13 protein-coding genes are annotated in these 15,878 nt (G+C 74.6%); 4 read left to right on the top strand and 9 right to left on the bottom strand.

All coding sequences use genetic code 11. From position 1 onward, the window contains the following. Positions 1-9: 9 nt before the first annotated feature. From ACTFTM_RS17130 to ACTFTM_RS17105, 6 genes are all read right to left on the bottom strand, one after another. Complete coding sequence (locus ACTFTM_RS17130; protein ID WP_449561472.1) at positions 10-2,166, bottom strand: FtsX-like permease family protein; 2,157 nt, start codon at positions 2,164-2,166, stop codon at positions 10-12. After that, complete coding sequence (locus tag ACTFTM_RS17125; RefSeq protein WP_449561471.1) at positions 2,163-2,843, bottom strand: ABC transporter ATP-binding protein; 681 nt, start codon at positions 2,841-2,843, stop codon at positions 2,163-2,165. Before ACTFTM_RS17125 ends, ACTFTM_RS17130 begins: the two co-directional genes overlap by 4 nt. Next, a complete protein-coding gene (locus ACTFTM_RS17120; protein ID WP_433539046.1) occupies positions 2,840-3,364 on the bottom strand; it encodes a PadR family transcriptional regulator in 525 nt (174 codons plus the stop codon). Before ACTFTM_RS17120 ends, ACTFTM_RS17125 begins: the two co-directional genes overlap by 4 nt. A 95-nt stretch (positions 3,365-3,459) precedes the next feature. Beyond that, positions 3,460-3,822, bottom strand: coding sequence for a fluoride efflux transporter CrcB (crcB, locus tag ACTFTM_RS17115; RefSeq protein ID WP_449561470.1), 363 nt, complete (start codon positions 3,820-3,822; stop codon positions 3,460-3,462). Beyond that, positions 3,819-4,295: a fluoride efflux transporter FluC gene (locus ACTFTM_RS17110; protein ID WP_449561469.1), complete on the bottom strand. Its 477-nt coding sequence runs from the start codon at positions 4,293-4,295 to the stop codon at positions 3,819-3,821. The genes crcB and ACTFTM_RS17110 overlap by 4 nt, the downstream gene beginning before the upstream one ends. Before the next feature lie 67 nt (positions 4,296-4,362). Then, entirely contained in the window at positions 4,363-5,121 is a 759-nt protein-coding gene (locus ACTFTM_RS17105) for a class I SAM-dependent methyltransferase (protein WP_449561468.1), read from the bottom strand. Positions 5,122-5,399: 278 nt separating this feature from the next. On the opposite strand from ACTFTM_RS17105, the gene paaK reads away from it, so the two are divergent. From paaK to ACTFTM_RS17090, 3 genes are read left to right on the top strand one after another with little or no spacing between them, the layout of a single operon-like run. Continuing rightward, positions 5,400-6,707 (top strand): phenylacetate--CoA ligase PaaK, encoded by a 1,308-nt coding sequence (gene paaK / locus ACTFTM_RS17100; RefSeq protein ID WP_449561467.1) that lies wholly within the window; start codon positions 5,400-5,402, stop codon positions 6,705-6,707. A gap of 54 nt (positions 6,708-6,761) precedes the next feature. Beyond that, complete coding sequence (locus ACTFTM_RS17095; protein WP_449561466.1) at positions 6,762-7,871, top strand: nucleotide disphospho-sugar-binding domain-containing protein; 1,110 nt, start codon at positions 6,762-6,764, stop codon at positions 7,869-7,871. Between the two features lie 57 nt (positions 7,872-7,928). Next, complete coding sequence (locus ACTFTM_RS17090) at positions 7,929-8,495, top strand: dienelactone hydrolase family protein (RefSeq protein ID WP_449561465.1); 567 nt, start codon at positions 7,929-7,931, stop codon at positions 8,493-8,495. Between the two features lie 46 nt (positions 8,496-8,541). On the opposite strand, the gene ACTFTM_RS17085 is transcribed toward ACTFTM_RS17090, so the two are convergent. Both ACTFTM_RS17085 and ACTFTM_RS17080 read right to left on the bottom strand, forming a co-directional pair. After that, positions 8,542-9,234, bottom strand: coding sequence for a hemerythrin domain-containing protein (locus ACTFTM_RS17085; protein WP_449561464.1), 693 nt, complete (start codon positions 9,232-9,234; stop codon positions 8,542-8,544). A gap of 94 nt (positions 9,235-9,328) precedes the next feature. After that, on the bottom strand, positions 9,329-12,598 hold the full coding sequence (locus tag ACTFTM_RS17080) for a BTAD domain-containing putative transcriptional regulator (RefSeq protein WP_449561463.1): 3,270 nt from the start codon (positions 12,596-12,598) through the stop codon (positions 9,329-9,331). A gap of 118 nt (positions 12,599-12,716) precedes the next feature. Here ACTFTM_RS17080 and ACTFTM_RS17075 point away from each other — a divergent pair, with 118 nt between their 5' ends. After that, positions 12,717-13,535, top strand: coding sequence for a class I SAM-dependent methyltransferase (locus ACTFTM_RS17075; protein WP_449561462.1), 819 nt, complete (start codon positions 12,717-12,719; stop codon positions 13,533-13,535). 123 nt (positions 13,536-13,658) lie between these two features. On the opposite strand, the gene ACTFTM_RS17070 is transcribed toward ACTFTM_RS17075, so the two are convergent. Then, positions 13,659-15,713: an AAA family ATPase gene (locus ACTFTM_RS17070; RefSeq protein WP_449561461.1), complete on the bottom strand. Its 2,055-nt coding sequence runs from the start codon at positions 15,711-15,713 to the stop codon at positions 13,659-13,661. Positions 15,714-15,878: the final 165 nt, after the last annotated feature.

Here is a 15,878-nt window from a genome sequence, read left to right as displayed (position 1 = left end):
CCCTGAGGTTCACTCGCTGCGGGCCGTCTCCGGTCCGGTGACGCGCTCCAACAGCGGCATGGTCGAGGCGATGACGCCGAGGCAGGCGGCCAGACCGATGACGACGATCACGGCGAAGCGCGGCGGTGGCGCGACGAGGGTGTAACCCATCTGTGCCCGCAGGAAGAGATGCGCGGCGAGCAGGCCCATCCCGATGGCGACGGCGGTGACGGCGAGCATCGGTACGGCGCTCTCCAGCGCGACGACCCGGCGCAGCACCCGTACCGGAGCGCCGCTGAGGCGCAGCAGGCTGAACGGCCGCCGCCGTTCGGTCAGGCCGCCGATCACGCTGACCGCGAGGCTGCACCCGCCGAGCGCGAGGCTGGCGATGATGACGACGTTCGCCAACTGTTCCCAGCCGCGCAGGGTGTTGGCGAAGTCCGACTCGAAGTCGCCGGGCACGTTCGGCCCCACCCAGAAGGTCGGGAAGGCGACCTCCAGGACGGTGCGGACCCGCTCGACGGCGGCGGCGGAGCCGTCCGTGCCGACGACCATCGCCCCCACCGGTAGCCGTGGGAGGTCGTCGAGGGTGAGCGACGCGGCGGGCCAGACCGTCTTGGACGACGCCGACTCCTCCCAGCGGCTCAGGCCGTACGGCACCTCGATGACGGTGGCGCCGTCGGCGCACCGGCCGTACGCGCTGGGCAGGTCGGCGCAGGCGATCACGCCGACCTCCCCGGAGGCCGTCACCTGCGGGTTCTCCCGGATCGCGGTCGCTGACCGCACCCCGCTGATCGCCCGCAGATCGGCGAAGAGGGTGTCCGGCACCGTGGCCGTCTTCTCGTCGAAGACGGTGGTCACCGTGCTGGCGTCGATCGAGCCGACCGGGGCCGGGCCGCGTTCGTCGACGATCGTGGTGATCACCCCGACGGCGACGCTGGTGACGAACAGCGCGAGCATGATGCCGCTGATCGCCCGGAAGCCGGCCTTCGGGTTGTCCGCGAGCCGCCGGGCGGCGATGAGCGTGGCCGGGCGGTCGGCGTACCGGGCCATGGCCCGTGCGCCGACCATCGTCAACCACGGGCCGGCGACGACCAGGCCGGCCATGATGAGCAGCAGACCGGGCAGGAACACCGCCGTCTGCCCGTCCGACGTCGCGGGCCGGTAGCCGAGGGCGGCCACCAGCACGGCCACCCCGGCCAGGGCCGGGATCAGGCGGTACGCGCGCGGCGCCCGTGGGGTGACCCGCCGGGTGACGCCCAGCGGCGAGATCCTCACGCGGCGCAGCGAGACCCGGGCCGCCACCGCCGCGCCGGCCGGGACGCCCAGCGCCACCGCCAGGATGTCCCACACCCCGAGCGTCATGTCGTCGGGGAAGAACGGCATGCCGGTGAACGGGATGCCGGCGAGTGGGCCCCGGAAGGCGAGGAACAGGCTGAAGCCGACGGCGGTGCCGGCGACGGCCGCGACGGCCGACTCCACGGCCGCGACCGTGGCGATCTGCCGGGGTGTCGCGCCGACCAGGCGCATGGCGGCGAAGCGCTGCTCCCGGCGGGCGGCGCTGAGCCGGGTGGCGGTGCCGATGAAGATCAGCACCGGGAAGAGCAGCCCGCCGGCGGCCACCCCGAGGATGAGGTTGACCGTGGTCTCGGGGAGCGCGGGCGTGTCGCCGAGGCTGCGGACCTGCCTCGCGTTGGGCAGCGCGGAGACCTTCTCGGGCGTGCCGCCGACGATGGCCAGGAGGGTGTCCGGTGAGGTCAGCCCGGCCGGGCCGACCACTCCGAGGTCACGCCCCGGGTACCGCTCCGCCAGTTCGGCGGCCGGGTGGGCGGCCAGCAGGTCACGTAGCGCGGGGGAGGCGTAGAACTCGCCCGGTCCGGGAGTGCCCGGAACGCCGACCGGCGCGGGCGCGCTCGGCCCGCTGGCGGCCACGTCGATCCGGATGATCTGCCGGCCCTGGAAGTAGTCGCTCCGGGTCGACCACCAGAGCGGGTCGGCGTCGCCGCCGCCGGCGTCGCTCGGGTAGATCGACGCGTACCGGGTGAGCTGGGAGTTGGTGGCGTTGACCCCGGCCAGGGTGGCCAGCAGCAGACCGCTTCCGACCGCGACGGCGGCGGCGATGACGAGCAGGCGGATGAGCGCCTCCCGGCCGCCCGCCACGGCGAGGCGCAGCGCGAAGCCGATCACGACGCGATCCGTTCCGGCGCGTTCACGCGCCCGTCGCGGACCATGACCTCGTGGTCGGCGTACGCGGCGATCCGGGGTTCGTGGGTCACCAGGACGACCGTGGTGCCCTGCTCCCGGGCCGCGTCGACGAGCAGGTCCATGACGTGCTCGCCGGTGAGGGAGTCGAGCGCGCCGGTCGGCTCGTCGGCGAAGAGCACCCGCGGCTCGGCGACCAGGCCACGGGCCAGGGCGACGCGCTGCGCCTGCCCTCCGGACAGCTCACCCGAGCGCCGCTGCTGGAGCCCGTCCAGGCCGAGGCGTGCGAACCAGGCACTCGCCCTGGTCAGCGCGGGTGTCCGGCGAACACCGCTGAGCAGCAGCGGCAGCGCCACGTTCTCGACCGCGGTCAGCTCGGGGACGAGCTGGCCGAACTGGAAGACGAAGCCGAAGCGGTCGCGGCGCAGGCTGCTGCGGGCGGTCTCGGCCAGGGTGTCGATCCGTACGCCGTCGAAGAGGATCTCGCCGGCGTCGGGCACCAGGATGCCGGCCAGACAGTGCAGCAGGGTGGACTTGCCCGAGCCGCTGGGACCCATGACGGCGACGATCTCGCCGGCGTCCACGGCGATGCTGGCGCCGCGCAGGGCGGGTGTCTGTCCGAAGGCGAACGTCACGTCGCGGGCTTCGATGACGGCGCTCATGGCCGTACCTCCTTGCGCAGGGCGTCCAGTCGGGCGCCGGTCATCTCGATCCACCGGAGGTCGGCCTCCAGGTGGTACAGGCCGTGGTCGGCGAGCAGCGCGTCGACCAGGTTGCCGGAGCGCTTGATCTCGGTCAGCTCGCGCATCCGGCGCAGGTGCGCGCGGCGTTGGGTGTCGAGGTACTCGTCGGCGGGACGGTCGGTCATCAGCGCGAGCACGACCTTGGCGAAGAGCACGGTCTGCAGGTGCGGTTCCGGGTCGACGGGCTGGGTCAGCCACTGCTCGACCTCGGTCGCGCCCCGGTCGGTGATGACGTAGCGCTTGCGGTCCGGGCCGGCGCCGGGCGCGACGTCGCTGATCACGACCTTTCCGTCCCGGGCCAGGCGGCTGAGGGTGGAGTAGACCTGGCCGAACGGCAGTGGCTTGCCCCGGCCGAAGAAGGCGTCGTAGTCGCGCTTGAGGTCATAGCCGTGGCTGGGCTCTCGTTCGAGGAGGCCGAGCAGGGTCAGTGGCACGCTCATGCGGAGGAGACTACACCGAGGGTATACCTCGCGTATATACCTTCAGGGTGTTCGCCGTCGCCCCCCTGGTCCGGGGCCTTTGCTGCGGAGAAGGGTCAGCCGGTCAGGGCGTGGGTCAGGGTGTAGCCGACGCTGGCCGCGGTGAGCCCCGCGGCGACGCTGCCCACCACGTTGGCCAGCGCGAGCAGCCGATGACCGCCCCTGGTCAGTCGCAGCGTCTCGTAGCTGAACGTGGAGTAGGTGGTCAGCGCCCCACAGAACCCGGTGCCGAGGAGCGCGCTGACCGCCGGACCCACCGGTATGCCGACGAGCGCACCGAGCAGCAGCGAGCCGACCACGTTGACGGTCAGGGTCCCCCAGGGGAACGCCGAGGTGTGCCGCGACTGCACGGCCCGGTCGGTGAGGTAGCGCAGGGGAGCGCCGACGGCCGCGCCCACGGCGATGAGCAGGACGGTCATCGGGCCACCTCGCCCCCCAGCAGCCGGGCGGTGACGGCCTCGCCCAGCGCGACCGCGACGAGCGCCCCGAGCAGCGTCGCGGCCAGGTAGGCCAGCGCGGTGCCCGGGGCGCCCGCGACGAGCGCCTGCTGGATGTCGACCGCGTAGGTCGAGAACGTCGTGAAGCCGCCCAGGATCCCGACCCCGAGGAACGGGCGCGCGAGGGGGTGCCCGCCACCGAGGTGCCCGAGCACCGCCATCAGCACACCGATCAGCAGGCAGCCGGTGATGTTGACACCGAAGGTCGCCCAGGCAAAGCCGGTCGGCGCGTGCGGAGCGAGGTGTTGCAGGCCGGCCCGGCCCAGCGCGCCGAGCACGCCCCCCGCCGCGATGGTGGCGAGGACCGTCGCGGGGCGCGCGGTCAGCTCACCCCGGTCGGCGGGCACCCGGAGGTCGACGTCGGGGTCGGTGCGCGGGTCCAGCGGCTCTGCCACGGGTTCTCAGCGTACTGTCGCCGCCGGCGGCACCCGCGCCCGACCGCTGTCGGCGGCCCCGGCGGCGTCAGCGTACGGCCGCGACGGCCGCGTCCGCGCCGCCTCGCCAGAGGGTGCCGACCTCGGCGAAGCCGGCCGCCCTGAGGGCGGACAGGTGCCAGGAGACCGGGGGGTTCCACTCGGGGCTGTGCCCGCTCGGATAGATCGTCTGCCGCTGGGCGACCAGCGGCGCGAGGGTGGGGTCGACGCCGGCCCGGGCCCACCAGTCCGACCAGGACAGCACCGAGCCGGCGGCGTAGCGGGCGTCGCGCCGGTCGCGTGCCCGGTCCAGGAGTCGCTTGGTCAGCTCCGGCAGCGCGTCGTCGGGCATGTGGTCCGCGTTGACGAGGACGGCGCCCGGGCGCAGCGCGTCGCGCAGTTCGGCGTAGAGCTGACCGAGCCGGTCGGCCGGCAGCCAGTGCAGGGCGGTCGCGGTGAGGACGGCGTCGTACTCCCGATGGGGGAGCGCGGTCCGCCAGTCGGGGGCGCCGAGGTCGGCGGTGACGATGGTGGCGCGATCGCCCAGCGTGGCACGGGCGATGGCGAGCAGCACCGGGTCGAGGTCCACCAGGGTCACCTCGGCGTCGGGAAAGCGGGCCAGCGTGCGCAGCGAGATGGTCCCGGTGCCGCCCGCCAGGTCGAGCACGCGCGGCCCGCGGCCGTCGACGACCGCGTCGACGGCGTCCAGCATGGCGATGAACCGGTGTTCCCGGTCCGGCAGGTACGCCTCCTGCTGGCGGTCCCAGCTCTCCTGCCACGCCCACGGATCGGTGATGTAAGGACTCATGTCGATCAGGCTAATTACCACTCCGGAGCGCTGTCCAGACCTTGTTGCACATCTTTTGCAACTGCGAGACGATGGCAGGGCGATGATCGAGGTGACGCCGGGTCGGGCCACTGCCCGACCCGGCGTCGTCGCCTCGCCCCGCGGACCCCGAGCTGGCGCCGCCGGTCGAAGCCCCGCACCGGCTACCGACCGTCCGCTGACCGCCGGGTCAGCCTGACGGCGGAGGGCGTACGGTACCCGCAGCCCGCACCGGGACCGCCGCACGAAGGAGGCACGCGATGCAGGACCGCACCCCGTCAGCGGAGGAGCTGGAGCCGATCGAGCGCGCCGACGTCGACGAGCTGCGCGCCCTGCAACTGGAGCGACTGCGCTGGTCGTTGCGGCACGCGTACGACAACGTGCCGCACTACCGCCGGGCCTTCGACGCCGTCGGCGCCCACCCCGACGACTGCCGTGACCTCACCGACCTGGCCCGCTTCCCGTTCACCGGCAAGGCCGAGCTGCGCGACAACTACCCGTTCGGCATGTTCGCCGTACCCCGGGAACAGGTGGCCCGGCTGCACGCCTCCTCCGGCACCACCGGCCGACCCACCGTGGTCGGCTACACCCGCGACGACCTGCGCACCTGGGCACGGCTGATGGCCCGGTCCATCCGCGCCTCCGGCGGCCGTCCCGGCGACCGCGTGCACGTCGCGTACGGCTACGGGCTCTTCACCGGTGGCCTCGGCGCCCACTACGGCGCCGAGGAGTTGGGGTGCACGGTCATCCCGGTCTCCGGTGGCATGACCGAGCGGCAGGTCATGCTGATCCGCGACTTCGAGCCCGAGATCATCATGGTGACGCCCAGCTACATGCTCGCCATCGTCGACGAGATGCGGCGTCAGGGCGTCGACCCCCGCGCCACCTCACTGCGGGTCGGGATCTTCGGCGCGGAGCCGTGGACCGAGGACATGCGCCGCGAGATGGAGCAGCACCTCGACATCCACGCGCTGGACATCTACGGCCTCTCCGAGGTGATGGGCCCCGGCGTGGCCACCGAGTGCGTCGAAACCAAGGACGGGCTGCACCTCTGGGAGGACCACTTCTATCCGGAGATCATCGATCCGGTCACCGGCGCGGTGCTCCCCGACGGCGAGAAGGGCGAGCTGGTGCTCACCTCGCTGACCAAGCAGGCGATGCCGGTCGTGCGCTACCGCACCCGCGACCTCACCCGGCTGCTGCCCGGCACCGCGCGCCCCATGCGCCGGATCGAGAAGATCACCGGCCGGACGGACGACATGATGATCGTGCGGGGCGTGAACGTCTTCCCCACCCAGATCGAGGAACTGATCCTGCGGACGCCCCACCTGTCGCCGCACTTCCAGTGTGTCCTCGACCGGCAGGGCCGGCTGGACACCCTCACGGTACGGGTCGAACGGCGCGCCGACGTGGCCGTCGACGCCGCCGAGCGGGCGGGCGTCGCGCTGGTGGAGCTGGTGAAGAACACGATCGGGGTGAGCGTGGCCGTGGACGTGCTCGCCCCGGACGCGGTGGAGCGGTCGATGGGCAAGATGCGCCGCATCGTCGACCAGCGCCGGGCCCGCTGACCGACCCGGTCAGCGGGACATCGGGACCGCCCCTGTCGACATAGGATCGCCGGCATGCGTGTGCTGGTGGTCTCCGCCCCGCTTGTCGGTCACGCCTTCCCGCTGGTGCCGCTGGCGGTCGCGCTGCGCGACGCCGGCCACGACGTGCTGCTGGCCACCGGCGGCGGCGCGCTGGCAGCCGCCGGCGCCGGACTGCTCGTACACGACGTCGCGCCGGGCTTCGACTTCGGTCGGATCGCGCTGCGGGTCTTCCCCCGCCACCCGCTGATCGCCCGCGCCGAGCTGGCCGGCACGGCGGACACCCGGGGCGCGGGTCTGCTCTTCGGCGCGCTCAACGACCGGCTCACCGATCCGGTCGTCGCCCTGGCCACGCGATGGCGACCGGACCTGGTGCTGCACGAGCCGTTCGCGGTCGCCGGGGCGGTGGCCGCCGCACGGCTGGGCGTGCCGGCCGTACTCCAGGAGAACAGCCTCTTCGACGGCCGCGAACTAGTCGCCGCCACCGTCGCCCGGCTCGACGCGGCGCTGCGCCGACACGGTCTGACCGCGCTGCCCGCTCCGGCCGCCGCCCTCGCCGTCGCGCCCCCCAGCGTCGCGGCCCAGGACGGCTGGCCGATGCGCCACACCTCCTACGTGGGCGGCGGTGAACTGCCGGCCTGGCTGCGCGAACCGGGCGAGCGACCCCGCCTCCTGGTCACCCGCAGCACCCTCACCGGTCCCGGTGACCGGGGCCCGATGCCCGCCGTGGTCGCGGCCGCGCCCGACGTGGACGCCGAGATCGTGCTGGTCCGACCCGACCGGCGTACGGCGGCCCGTCCGTTGCCGGCCAACGTCCGGGTGGTCGACTGGATCCCGCTCGACGAGGCGTTGCCGGCGAGCGCGGCGCTGGTCCACCACGGCGGCGCGGGCAGCGCGCTGGGCGCCCTCGCCGCCGGCCTGCCGCAACTGGCCACGACAGGGCCGGGAGACCGGCGGCACAACGCCGAGCTGGTGGCCCGCCGGGGCGCCGGTCTCGCGTCACGCCCCGCCGACATCACCGCGCGCACGCTGACCCGGCTGCTCGCCGACGAGACCCTGCGGACCGCCGCCGTGCAGGTCAGCCAGGAGATCGCCGCGATGCCACCGCCGTCGGCCCTGGTCGCCCGGCTGGCGGCCCTGGTCTGAGCCCACCCTCCCGCGTGTCCCCGCCGGCCGGCGGCCCGGCGGCGGCAGGATGACCGGATGCGACACGTCGTGCTGTTCCACTCCGTGTACGGGCTGCGACCCGCGGTCCGCTCCGCCGCCGACCGGATGCGCGCCGCCGGGCACCAGGTCACGACCCCCGACCTGTACGGCGTCCCCGCCGCCGACACCGTCGAGGAGGGCTTCGCCCTGCTCGACAAGATCGGCCACGAGGTGGTGCTCGACCGGGCCCGCGCGGCGCTGGACGGCCTGCCGCCGCAGACGGTCCTCGCCGGGTTCTCGATGGGCGCGGGCGTCGCCGGGGCGCTGCTCGCCGAACGCCCCGACGCCGCCGGCCTGCTCCTGCTGCACGGCACCGGCGGCGCGCCGGACGTGGTCCGGTCCGGGTTGCGGGTGCAGTTGCACGTCGCCGACCCGGACCCGTACGACGCGCCGGACGAGGTCGACGAGTGGCAGCGGACGATGACCGCCGCCGGCGCCGACCTGACGGTGTTCCGCTACCCCGGCGTGGGCCACCTGTTCACCGACCCGGCCCTGGCCGAGTACGCCCCGGAGGCCGCCACGGCGGCCTGGCCCCGGGTGCTGGCCTTCCTGGACGACGCCTGACCGCGCCACCCCCTCGTCGGCGCTGTCGATGGCGCCAGCCGACCCTTCAGCTCGCGTTCGCGCCGATGCGCGGGGGCGTGGCCGTGCCGTGGACGCGCTTGGCGTACGTGCGGTAGAGGCGGGGCGCGACGATCGGCATGAGCAGTCGCGCCGGCAGCGGGGCGTGCGAGAGCACCGCCTTGATCACCGCGGGGTCGCCCTCGTACATCCCCATCCCGAAGATCAGCGGCAGGTCCTTCTTCGGGGTGTCGTTCAGCCCGTGCTCACCGAGCTTCGCCCATTCGGCCGCGGTGACGTACCGCTGCGCCAAGGGCAGGATCTCGGCCTCCTCCAGGGCCATGTGCTCGACGGCCGCCGCACGCAGCTGCTCCACGGCGTCGGCCACCGCCGCGCCGTTCTGTCCGGTCTGACGCCACGCGGGCAGCAGGGCGACGACCGCCTCGTAGGCCTGCTCGATGGCGTGGTGCTGGGCCTGCATCGCGGGGACGATGGCCGCCGCCTCCGCGCCACCGCGCTCGGCGAGCAGCGGCCAGAGGAACAGGTCCTCACCCTCGTGGTGCAGGTGCAACTGCTGGCACAGGAGCGCGGCGTGGGCGCCGACGACGTCCGCGCGCTTCGCGTCACCCGGCTGTACGCCCCGGACGAGCTGCGGGAGCAGGCCCAGCTCGCGACGGAACATGATGTGCACCATGTACATGTCGCGGACGTCGGCCATCGCTTCCTGGTGAATCTGGTTCACGGTGCCCTTTCGAAGGGTTCGGTGGATCAACACGACGATCATTGGCGCTGCCACTTGACAACGACTTGAAACCCACTTGGAGAGCAGGTGGGAGTCAGTCGGCCAGCGCCGCCGTCGCCCGCGACAGCCAGTGCGGCGACCCCCACCGCCGGGCCAGGCTGGCCGCCAGTTCGAAGTGTCGGACCGCCTCCTCGACGCGACCCGTCAGGCGGAACAGTTCACCGAGAGTCAATGCGACGGGCCGTACGACGGCCGCCGTGGTGGAGAGCCCGGCCAGTTGATCACGGAACGGGAGCAGCGCGTCGATCACCGGCTGCGCCAGGTCCCGCCGACCCAGGGCCACGATGACCATCGCCCGTACGCTCAGCAGGGACGACTGGAAGTAGTCGGGGCGGTAGGTGTGCCCGCCGATCGGCATGGCCCGGGCCTCGTCCAGCCGACCGTTCTCGATCAACGCCAACGCCAGCAGGTCGTCCACGATCGGCCCCAGCAACGGCCGCATCCGGCGGGTCGCCTCCACGTGCTCGCCGAAGCGGCCCTGGCTGATCAGCAGGGTCGCCACGGCGAAGTAGTGGAAGGCCTCGGCGTGCGGCGATCCCTGCCGCCGCATCTGCTCGGCGACCTCGTCGTAGTGCCGCCGCGCGGTCTCGAAGTCGCCGGCGACGTGGGCGAGCACGGCCAGCGAGCACAGGTGGAGCACCTGTGCCTCCTTGAGCTGGTACGTCTCGGCCAACTGCCCCTGCCGGGCCACGCTGGCGTTCAACTGCTCCGGATCGTTGAGCGCGGCGGCGCAGTGACCGACCACCTGCTCGGCGACCCAGCGCCAGGTCACCAGGGCGTGCTCGTCGGCGAGGTCCCGCAGCTCCCACGCCAAGGCCAGGCGCTGCGGAGCCTCCAACTCGTAGTTCATCGTGCGGGCGCGGGCGGCCAGCCCGAGGGCGCGCAGCTCGGGATCGTCCAACCGCCGGGCGATCGCCAGGGCCTCCCGGCCGGCCGCCACGCCCCGCGGGTCCGACTCACCGTCCAGCTCGGTGGCGAGCGCGTCGAGCAGCCGGCACCGGGTGACCGGGTCCAGGTGGTCGGTGCGCAACAGGCGCGTGAGCAGCTCGACGGCCGTATGGTCCACGGCGCCGTACTCGTGTCGCAGCCAGGGGCTCGGCACGGTCCACGCGGTGAAGGCCGCGACGAGCAGCTCGTCACGGCCGGCCGCGATGGCGATGTCGACGGCCCGCTTCCGCGTCTGCTGGGCGGCGGCCACCGCGCCGGCCCGGGCCTGGGCGCGCAGCAGCCGCCCGAGCAGGTCGACCCGGAGGGCGTCCCGGTCCCCGGGCATCGAGGCGGCGGCGTCGACGGCGTTGCCGAGCAGCTCGATGGCGGTGTCGTACGCGTACCGCCGTTCGGCCAGCTCGGCGGCGCGGACGGCGTACTCGACGGCGAGCGGCGCGGTGTCGGTCGACGCGGCGCGCGAGTAGTGGTACGCCAGGGCCGGGTAGTCGTGCGGGTCCAGCCGGCGGGTGACGGCGGCGATCCGGGCGTGCAGGCGGGTGCGCCGTAGCTGCGGCAGGTCGCGGTAGATGGTGTCGCAGACGAGGCCGTGGACGAAGCGGACCCGTCCCGGCGCCGGCTCGGTGAGCAGACCGGCGCTGAGCCCGGCTTCCAGCCCGCCCAGGACGGTGCCCTCGTCGGTGCCGGATGCGTCGACGAGGGTGCGTACATCCGCCTCCCGTCCGACGGTCGCGGTGAGGCGCAGCACCGACACCGCCGCGGACGGCAGGTGGGCGAGTCGCCGACGCAGCACGTCCCGTACGCCCTCGGGTACGTCGGAGGTGGCGACGAGGGTGCCCTCCGCGGCGAGCAACCGGGCCGATTCGCGGACGTAGAAGGGGTTGCCGCCGGTGCGTTCGGCCAGCGCGGCGACGGTGCCCGGGTCGACGGTGGTCCGGGCCAGCGCGCCGAGCAGCCGTTCGACCTCGGGCGTCGTCAGACCGCCCAGCGCGATCCGATGGGGCGACCGGCGGGCCAGGACGGCCATGGTGTCGGCGAGCCGTTCGGCGTTGTCGGCGGGCCGTAACGCCGCGACGAACAGCACGGCGCCCGTGGTCGTCTCGGCCACGCTGGTCAACAACAGCAGCGTCTCGGCGTCCGCAGCGTGCAGGTCGTCGAGCACGACGGCGACCGGCCGGCCGGCGGCCGCCGTGTCCAACCAGGCGGCGACGGCGCGGTGCAGCCGGAACCGGCCGGCGGTGACGTCCCCGCCGACCTCCCCGTCGCCCTCGTCCAGCAGCGGTGCGAGCGCCGGCGCGAGAGCACCGGGCGGCGCCTGGAGCGCGAGGTGCCGTAGCGCCTCGACCCACGCCCAGGCCGGCGGGGCGCCCTCGACCTCGGGGCACCGGCCGAGGGCGACCAGCCAGCCGGCAGCGGTCAGGTCGTCCACGAACCGGCCGAGCAGACGCGTCTTGCCCGCGCCGGCCTCCCCGCTGACCAGCGCGACACGCGGGCCACGGGCCCGCGCCTCGGCGGCTGCCTGTGCCAGAGCCGCCAGCTCGGCCTCCCGGCCGACGAACATCTCCTCCGGCCGCTCGGCGTCGACGGGCGTCATCGCGGCCACCGGCGGGAGCAGGTCCAGTCGTTGGCCGAGGATCGCGGCCTCGACCTCGGCCAGCGCCGGGCCGGGGTCCAGGCCGAGCTGGTCCACCAGGGCCGCCCGGGCCCGCCGCAGCGCGGCGAGGGCGTCCCCCTGCCGGCCGGTACGCCACAACGCGAGCGCCAGCAGCCGCCACGCCTCCTCCCGCAGCGGCGCCTGGCGGGTCAGCAGCTCCGCCTCCGGCACCGCCTCGGCGGGGTCGCCGCCGCGCATGGTCACGTCGACCAGCAGCTCCCGGGCGACGAGTCGCAGCTCCTCCAGCCGCAGCACCTCCGGCTGCGCCCACGGCTCACCCACGAATTCGGCGTACGCGGGCCCGCGCCACAGGTCGAGCCCGGTGCGCAGCAGCCGACGTGCGCGCTCCGGGTCGGCCGAGCCGACCGCGCGGGCCTGGGACAGCAGCGACTCGAACCGGCCGGCGTCGACGGCGTCGGCGGGCACCCGCAGCGCGTACCCGGGTGGCACGGTGACCAGGACCTGCGCCGGCGCACGGCGCTCGCGGGTCGGCTCCACCACGCGGCGCAGGTGCGAGACGTACGCCTGGAGGGAGGCGATCGCCCGTGGCGGCGGTTCCCCCCGCCACAGCAACTCGATCATCCGGCCGACGGAGACGACCTCGCCGCGGGCGGCCAGCAGCAGCGCGAGCACGGCGCGTTGACGGGGGCCGCCGAGGTCGGTCGGTCCGCCGGTGTCGACCTCGACCTCGAGCGGTCCGAGCACCCGTAGCAGCATGACTGCCCCAATTCTAGTCAACGGCGTCGGACGATCCGTCGTACCCACCGAACCGTCGACCGTCCGCTACGGTGGCGGCACCGTCACGATCCCTGGGGGTACGGCTGTGGCGACCACCGCCTTCGACGAGCACGAGCGGCGACGTTGGGCCGGACGGGCGGCGGCGTTCGACGGCAGTTTCGCGTTGCTGTGCGCGCATCCCGCCGCGTCGCTGTTGGACGCCGCGACCGTGGGCGTCGGCACCCGGCTGCTCGACGTCGGCACCGGTCCGGGCACCGTCGCCGGGTTGGCGTGCGCGCGCGGCGCGCGCGTGATGGCCGTCGACGCGGAGCCCAGCATGGTGGACCTGGCGCGCCGTCGGCTCCCGTACGTCGAGCAGGTGCGCCTCGCGGCGCTGCCGCGCCTTCCGTTCGACGCCGGCCGGTTCGACGCGGCGGTGGCGAACTTCGTGATCAACCACGTGGGCGACCCGGCCGCCGCGATCACCGAACTGCGGCGGGTCGTGCGCTCGGCGGGTCGGATCGCCGTGACGACGTGGCCGCATCCACCGCCGCGGGCACAGCGGCTGTGGAGTGAGGTTTTCGCCGCCGCCGGGGTGGAGCCGGCCGCGCCCCCGCCGACCGTGGAACCGGACCGGAACTTCCCCCGTACCGTGCAGGGGTTGGCGGACCTGCTCGACGCGGCCGGCCTCGACGACGTGCGGTGCGAGACGGTCACCTGGGTGCACCGCACCGACCCCGAGGCCTGGTGGAGCGGCCCGGCGAACGGCATCAGCGGCCCCGGACTGTTGATGGAGGCCCAGCCGCCGGCCGTGATCGCCCGGATCCGGGCCGCCTACGACGAGCTGACCGCTGCCTATCGGGGTGCCGACGGTCTGCTCGCCCTGCCCACCGCCGCGCTGTTGGCGTCGGCCTCCGTGCCGTAGCACGTCAGCCGCCACCGCCCGGGTCCGTTCGGAGGAACTGGCCGGCCTGCGGCGGCCCCGACGACGGCCAGCGGAGCGCCGCCCGGACTCCGCCTCGGCTCGACCGCCCTCGTGAAACACCCCCTAGGCGGCCAGGTCGCCCGGCGGAGGCGTCACCGGTAATCGGAATCCGGCCCGTGCGCCGCTCGCGCGGATCGCCGTCCGGGTGTGGCCGCCGGGCGTGCGCGCGCTCATCCGGGCCGGGGGCACGTCGTCCGCCGCGACCGCCCGCGGTCGGCGGCGGGCCGGCGCGCGGTCGGCCGGACGCGTCGGCGCGGCGGGCGCGGGCGCCCCCGGGGCGGCGCGGAGCAGCCGGAGGGCTGGCGTGCGACCGGCAATAGGCCCCGCCAGCGCGGGCACGGGCCGCCGCTCACCGGGCGAGGGCAGCGCCCCGAGCCCACCGACGGTGTCGGATGCCGGTGCTGCGGCGGCCCGCCGGGTGAGCACGGCGCGCATCGCGTGGGGAAGGCGCTCGGCGGCGACCTGACGCAGCGCCGGCGCGACGAAGGCGTAGCCGTGGGAGCGGTCGTCGCGCAGCAGGCCGGCCAGGACGAGGGCGCGCAGCAGGGGAGCGGACCGCCCCGGCGCCCAACCGAGTGCCCGGTCGAGGACCCGGCCGGAGAGCATGCCCGTGAGGGTGCCGGCGGCCATCAGCACCGCGCGACCGTCACCGCCGAGCCGGTCCAGTTCGGCTCCGCCGCTGCGACGTACCGGCTCGGGCAGCGTCGCCGGGTCCGCTCCCGCCGCGGTCGCTGCGACGTACGCGGCGGCGTGCCCGGGCCGGCCACCGACCAGCGGCAGCAGCCGGTCGACCAGGGCCACCGGCTGCCCGGCGCGGGCCAGCAGGTGGCGCAGCAGGCGACCGGACTGGACGGCGGCCAACGGTCGGATCGGCACCCGCCGGGCCGGGCCCGGCCGGGTGTCGGCCCACTGCGGCTGGTGCACGGTGAGCACGGCCAGCGGCACGCCACGGGCCGTGGCCGCGGTGAACAGCTCGTGCAGGAAGCGACTCACGGCCGGCGCGGCACGGTCCACATCGTCCACGGCCACGACCAGCGGCCGGTGGGCGGCCAGCCGCAGCAGGGCGTCACGACAGATCGCCGCGGCGGCCGACGCCTCGGCCGAGGCGTCCGGGGAGGTCAGCAGTCGGTGCAGCGCCGGCACCGCCTCAGCGACGCGGTCGGGCGGGTACAGCGGCGTCAGAGCGTCGGTGAGGCGTTCGCGGACCGCCGCCGGGCCGTCGCCGGGGCGGACGCCGGCCAGGACGCGGACCAGGTCGGCGACCGGCGCGAGCACCTGATCGGGGTACGGCGGGCAGCCCACCACGCACCAGCGCACCGGCACCCCGTCCACCGTCCGCAGCGTTCGGCTCAGCTCGTGCAGTAACCGGCTACGGCCGCTGCCGCTCGGGCCGACGAGGGAGATCCAGCGTGGTTCGCGCGCCCGCAGTGCCGCGCTCACCTGTTCGCCGATGCCGGCCAGTTCACGGCGACGCCCGATGAGCGGGCCGTCGTGCCGGTCGGCGCCGGGCCGGGCGGGACCGCTGGCGTGCCACACGGGCATCGGCGCCAACCGGCCGGCCACCGGCATCGGCGCGAGTTGACGCTGGACGATGAGGCCGGCGGTGGCCCGGGCGGTGACCGCGCACAACGCGACGCCGCCCGGTGCCGCGTACCCCTGTAGGCGGGCCGCGGTAGTGATCACCGCGCCGCTGGCCACACCGTGGCCGCCGCTGACCGCCTCGCCCAGGTCGACCACCACCTCGCCGGTGGCGATGCCGACGCGCACCCGAAGGGTGATGTCCCCGAGGATCGGCCGGCTGTCCAGCGCCGCCTGGATCTCCAGCCCCGCCCGCACCGCCCGGTACGCGTCGAAGCCGTCGGAGTGCCGAGCCCCGAACAGCGCCATCACCGCGTCGCCGACGTACTTCTCGACCACGCCGTGCCAGCGGCGCAGCACACCCGCGACCCGCTCGAAGTAGGCCCGTTGCAGCGCACGGACGTCCTCCGGGTCGAGCTGGTCGACGAGCGCGGTGGAGCCGACGATGTCGGCGAAGAGGACGCTGACCGTCCGTCGTTCCTCGGGCACGGGCCACTGTGGGCGGTCGGTCCGCTGTGTGTCGGCGACGATAGTGATCATGGGTGGTGCACCCGACCTTCCCAGGTGATGGGGTGACGACCCTCGGAGATTGGCATTCCTGGGCTGACGGGGGATCGGCAGAACGACGTATGTCGGCCACCCGCAACCTTTAGTCGCAATGTCGACGCGAGGAGTACCACAAGCGGCAGATGGCCGTAGAACGGT

Source organism: Micromonospora sp. RB23 (assembly GCF_053585025.1).
Note: the sequence above shows the minus strand (reverse complement) of the source record. Positions and strands in the feature narration are given on the sequence as shown.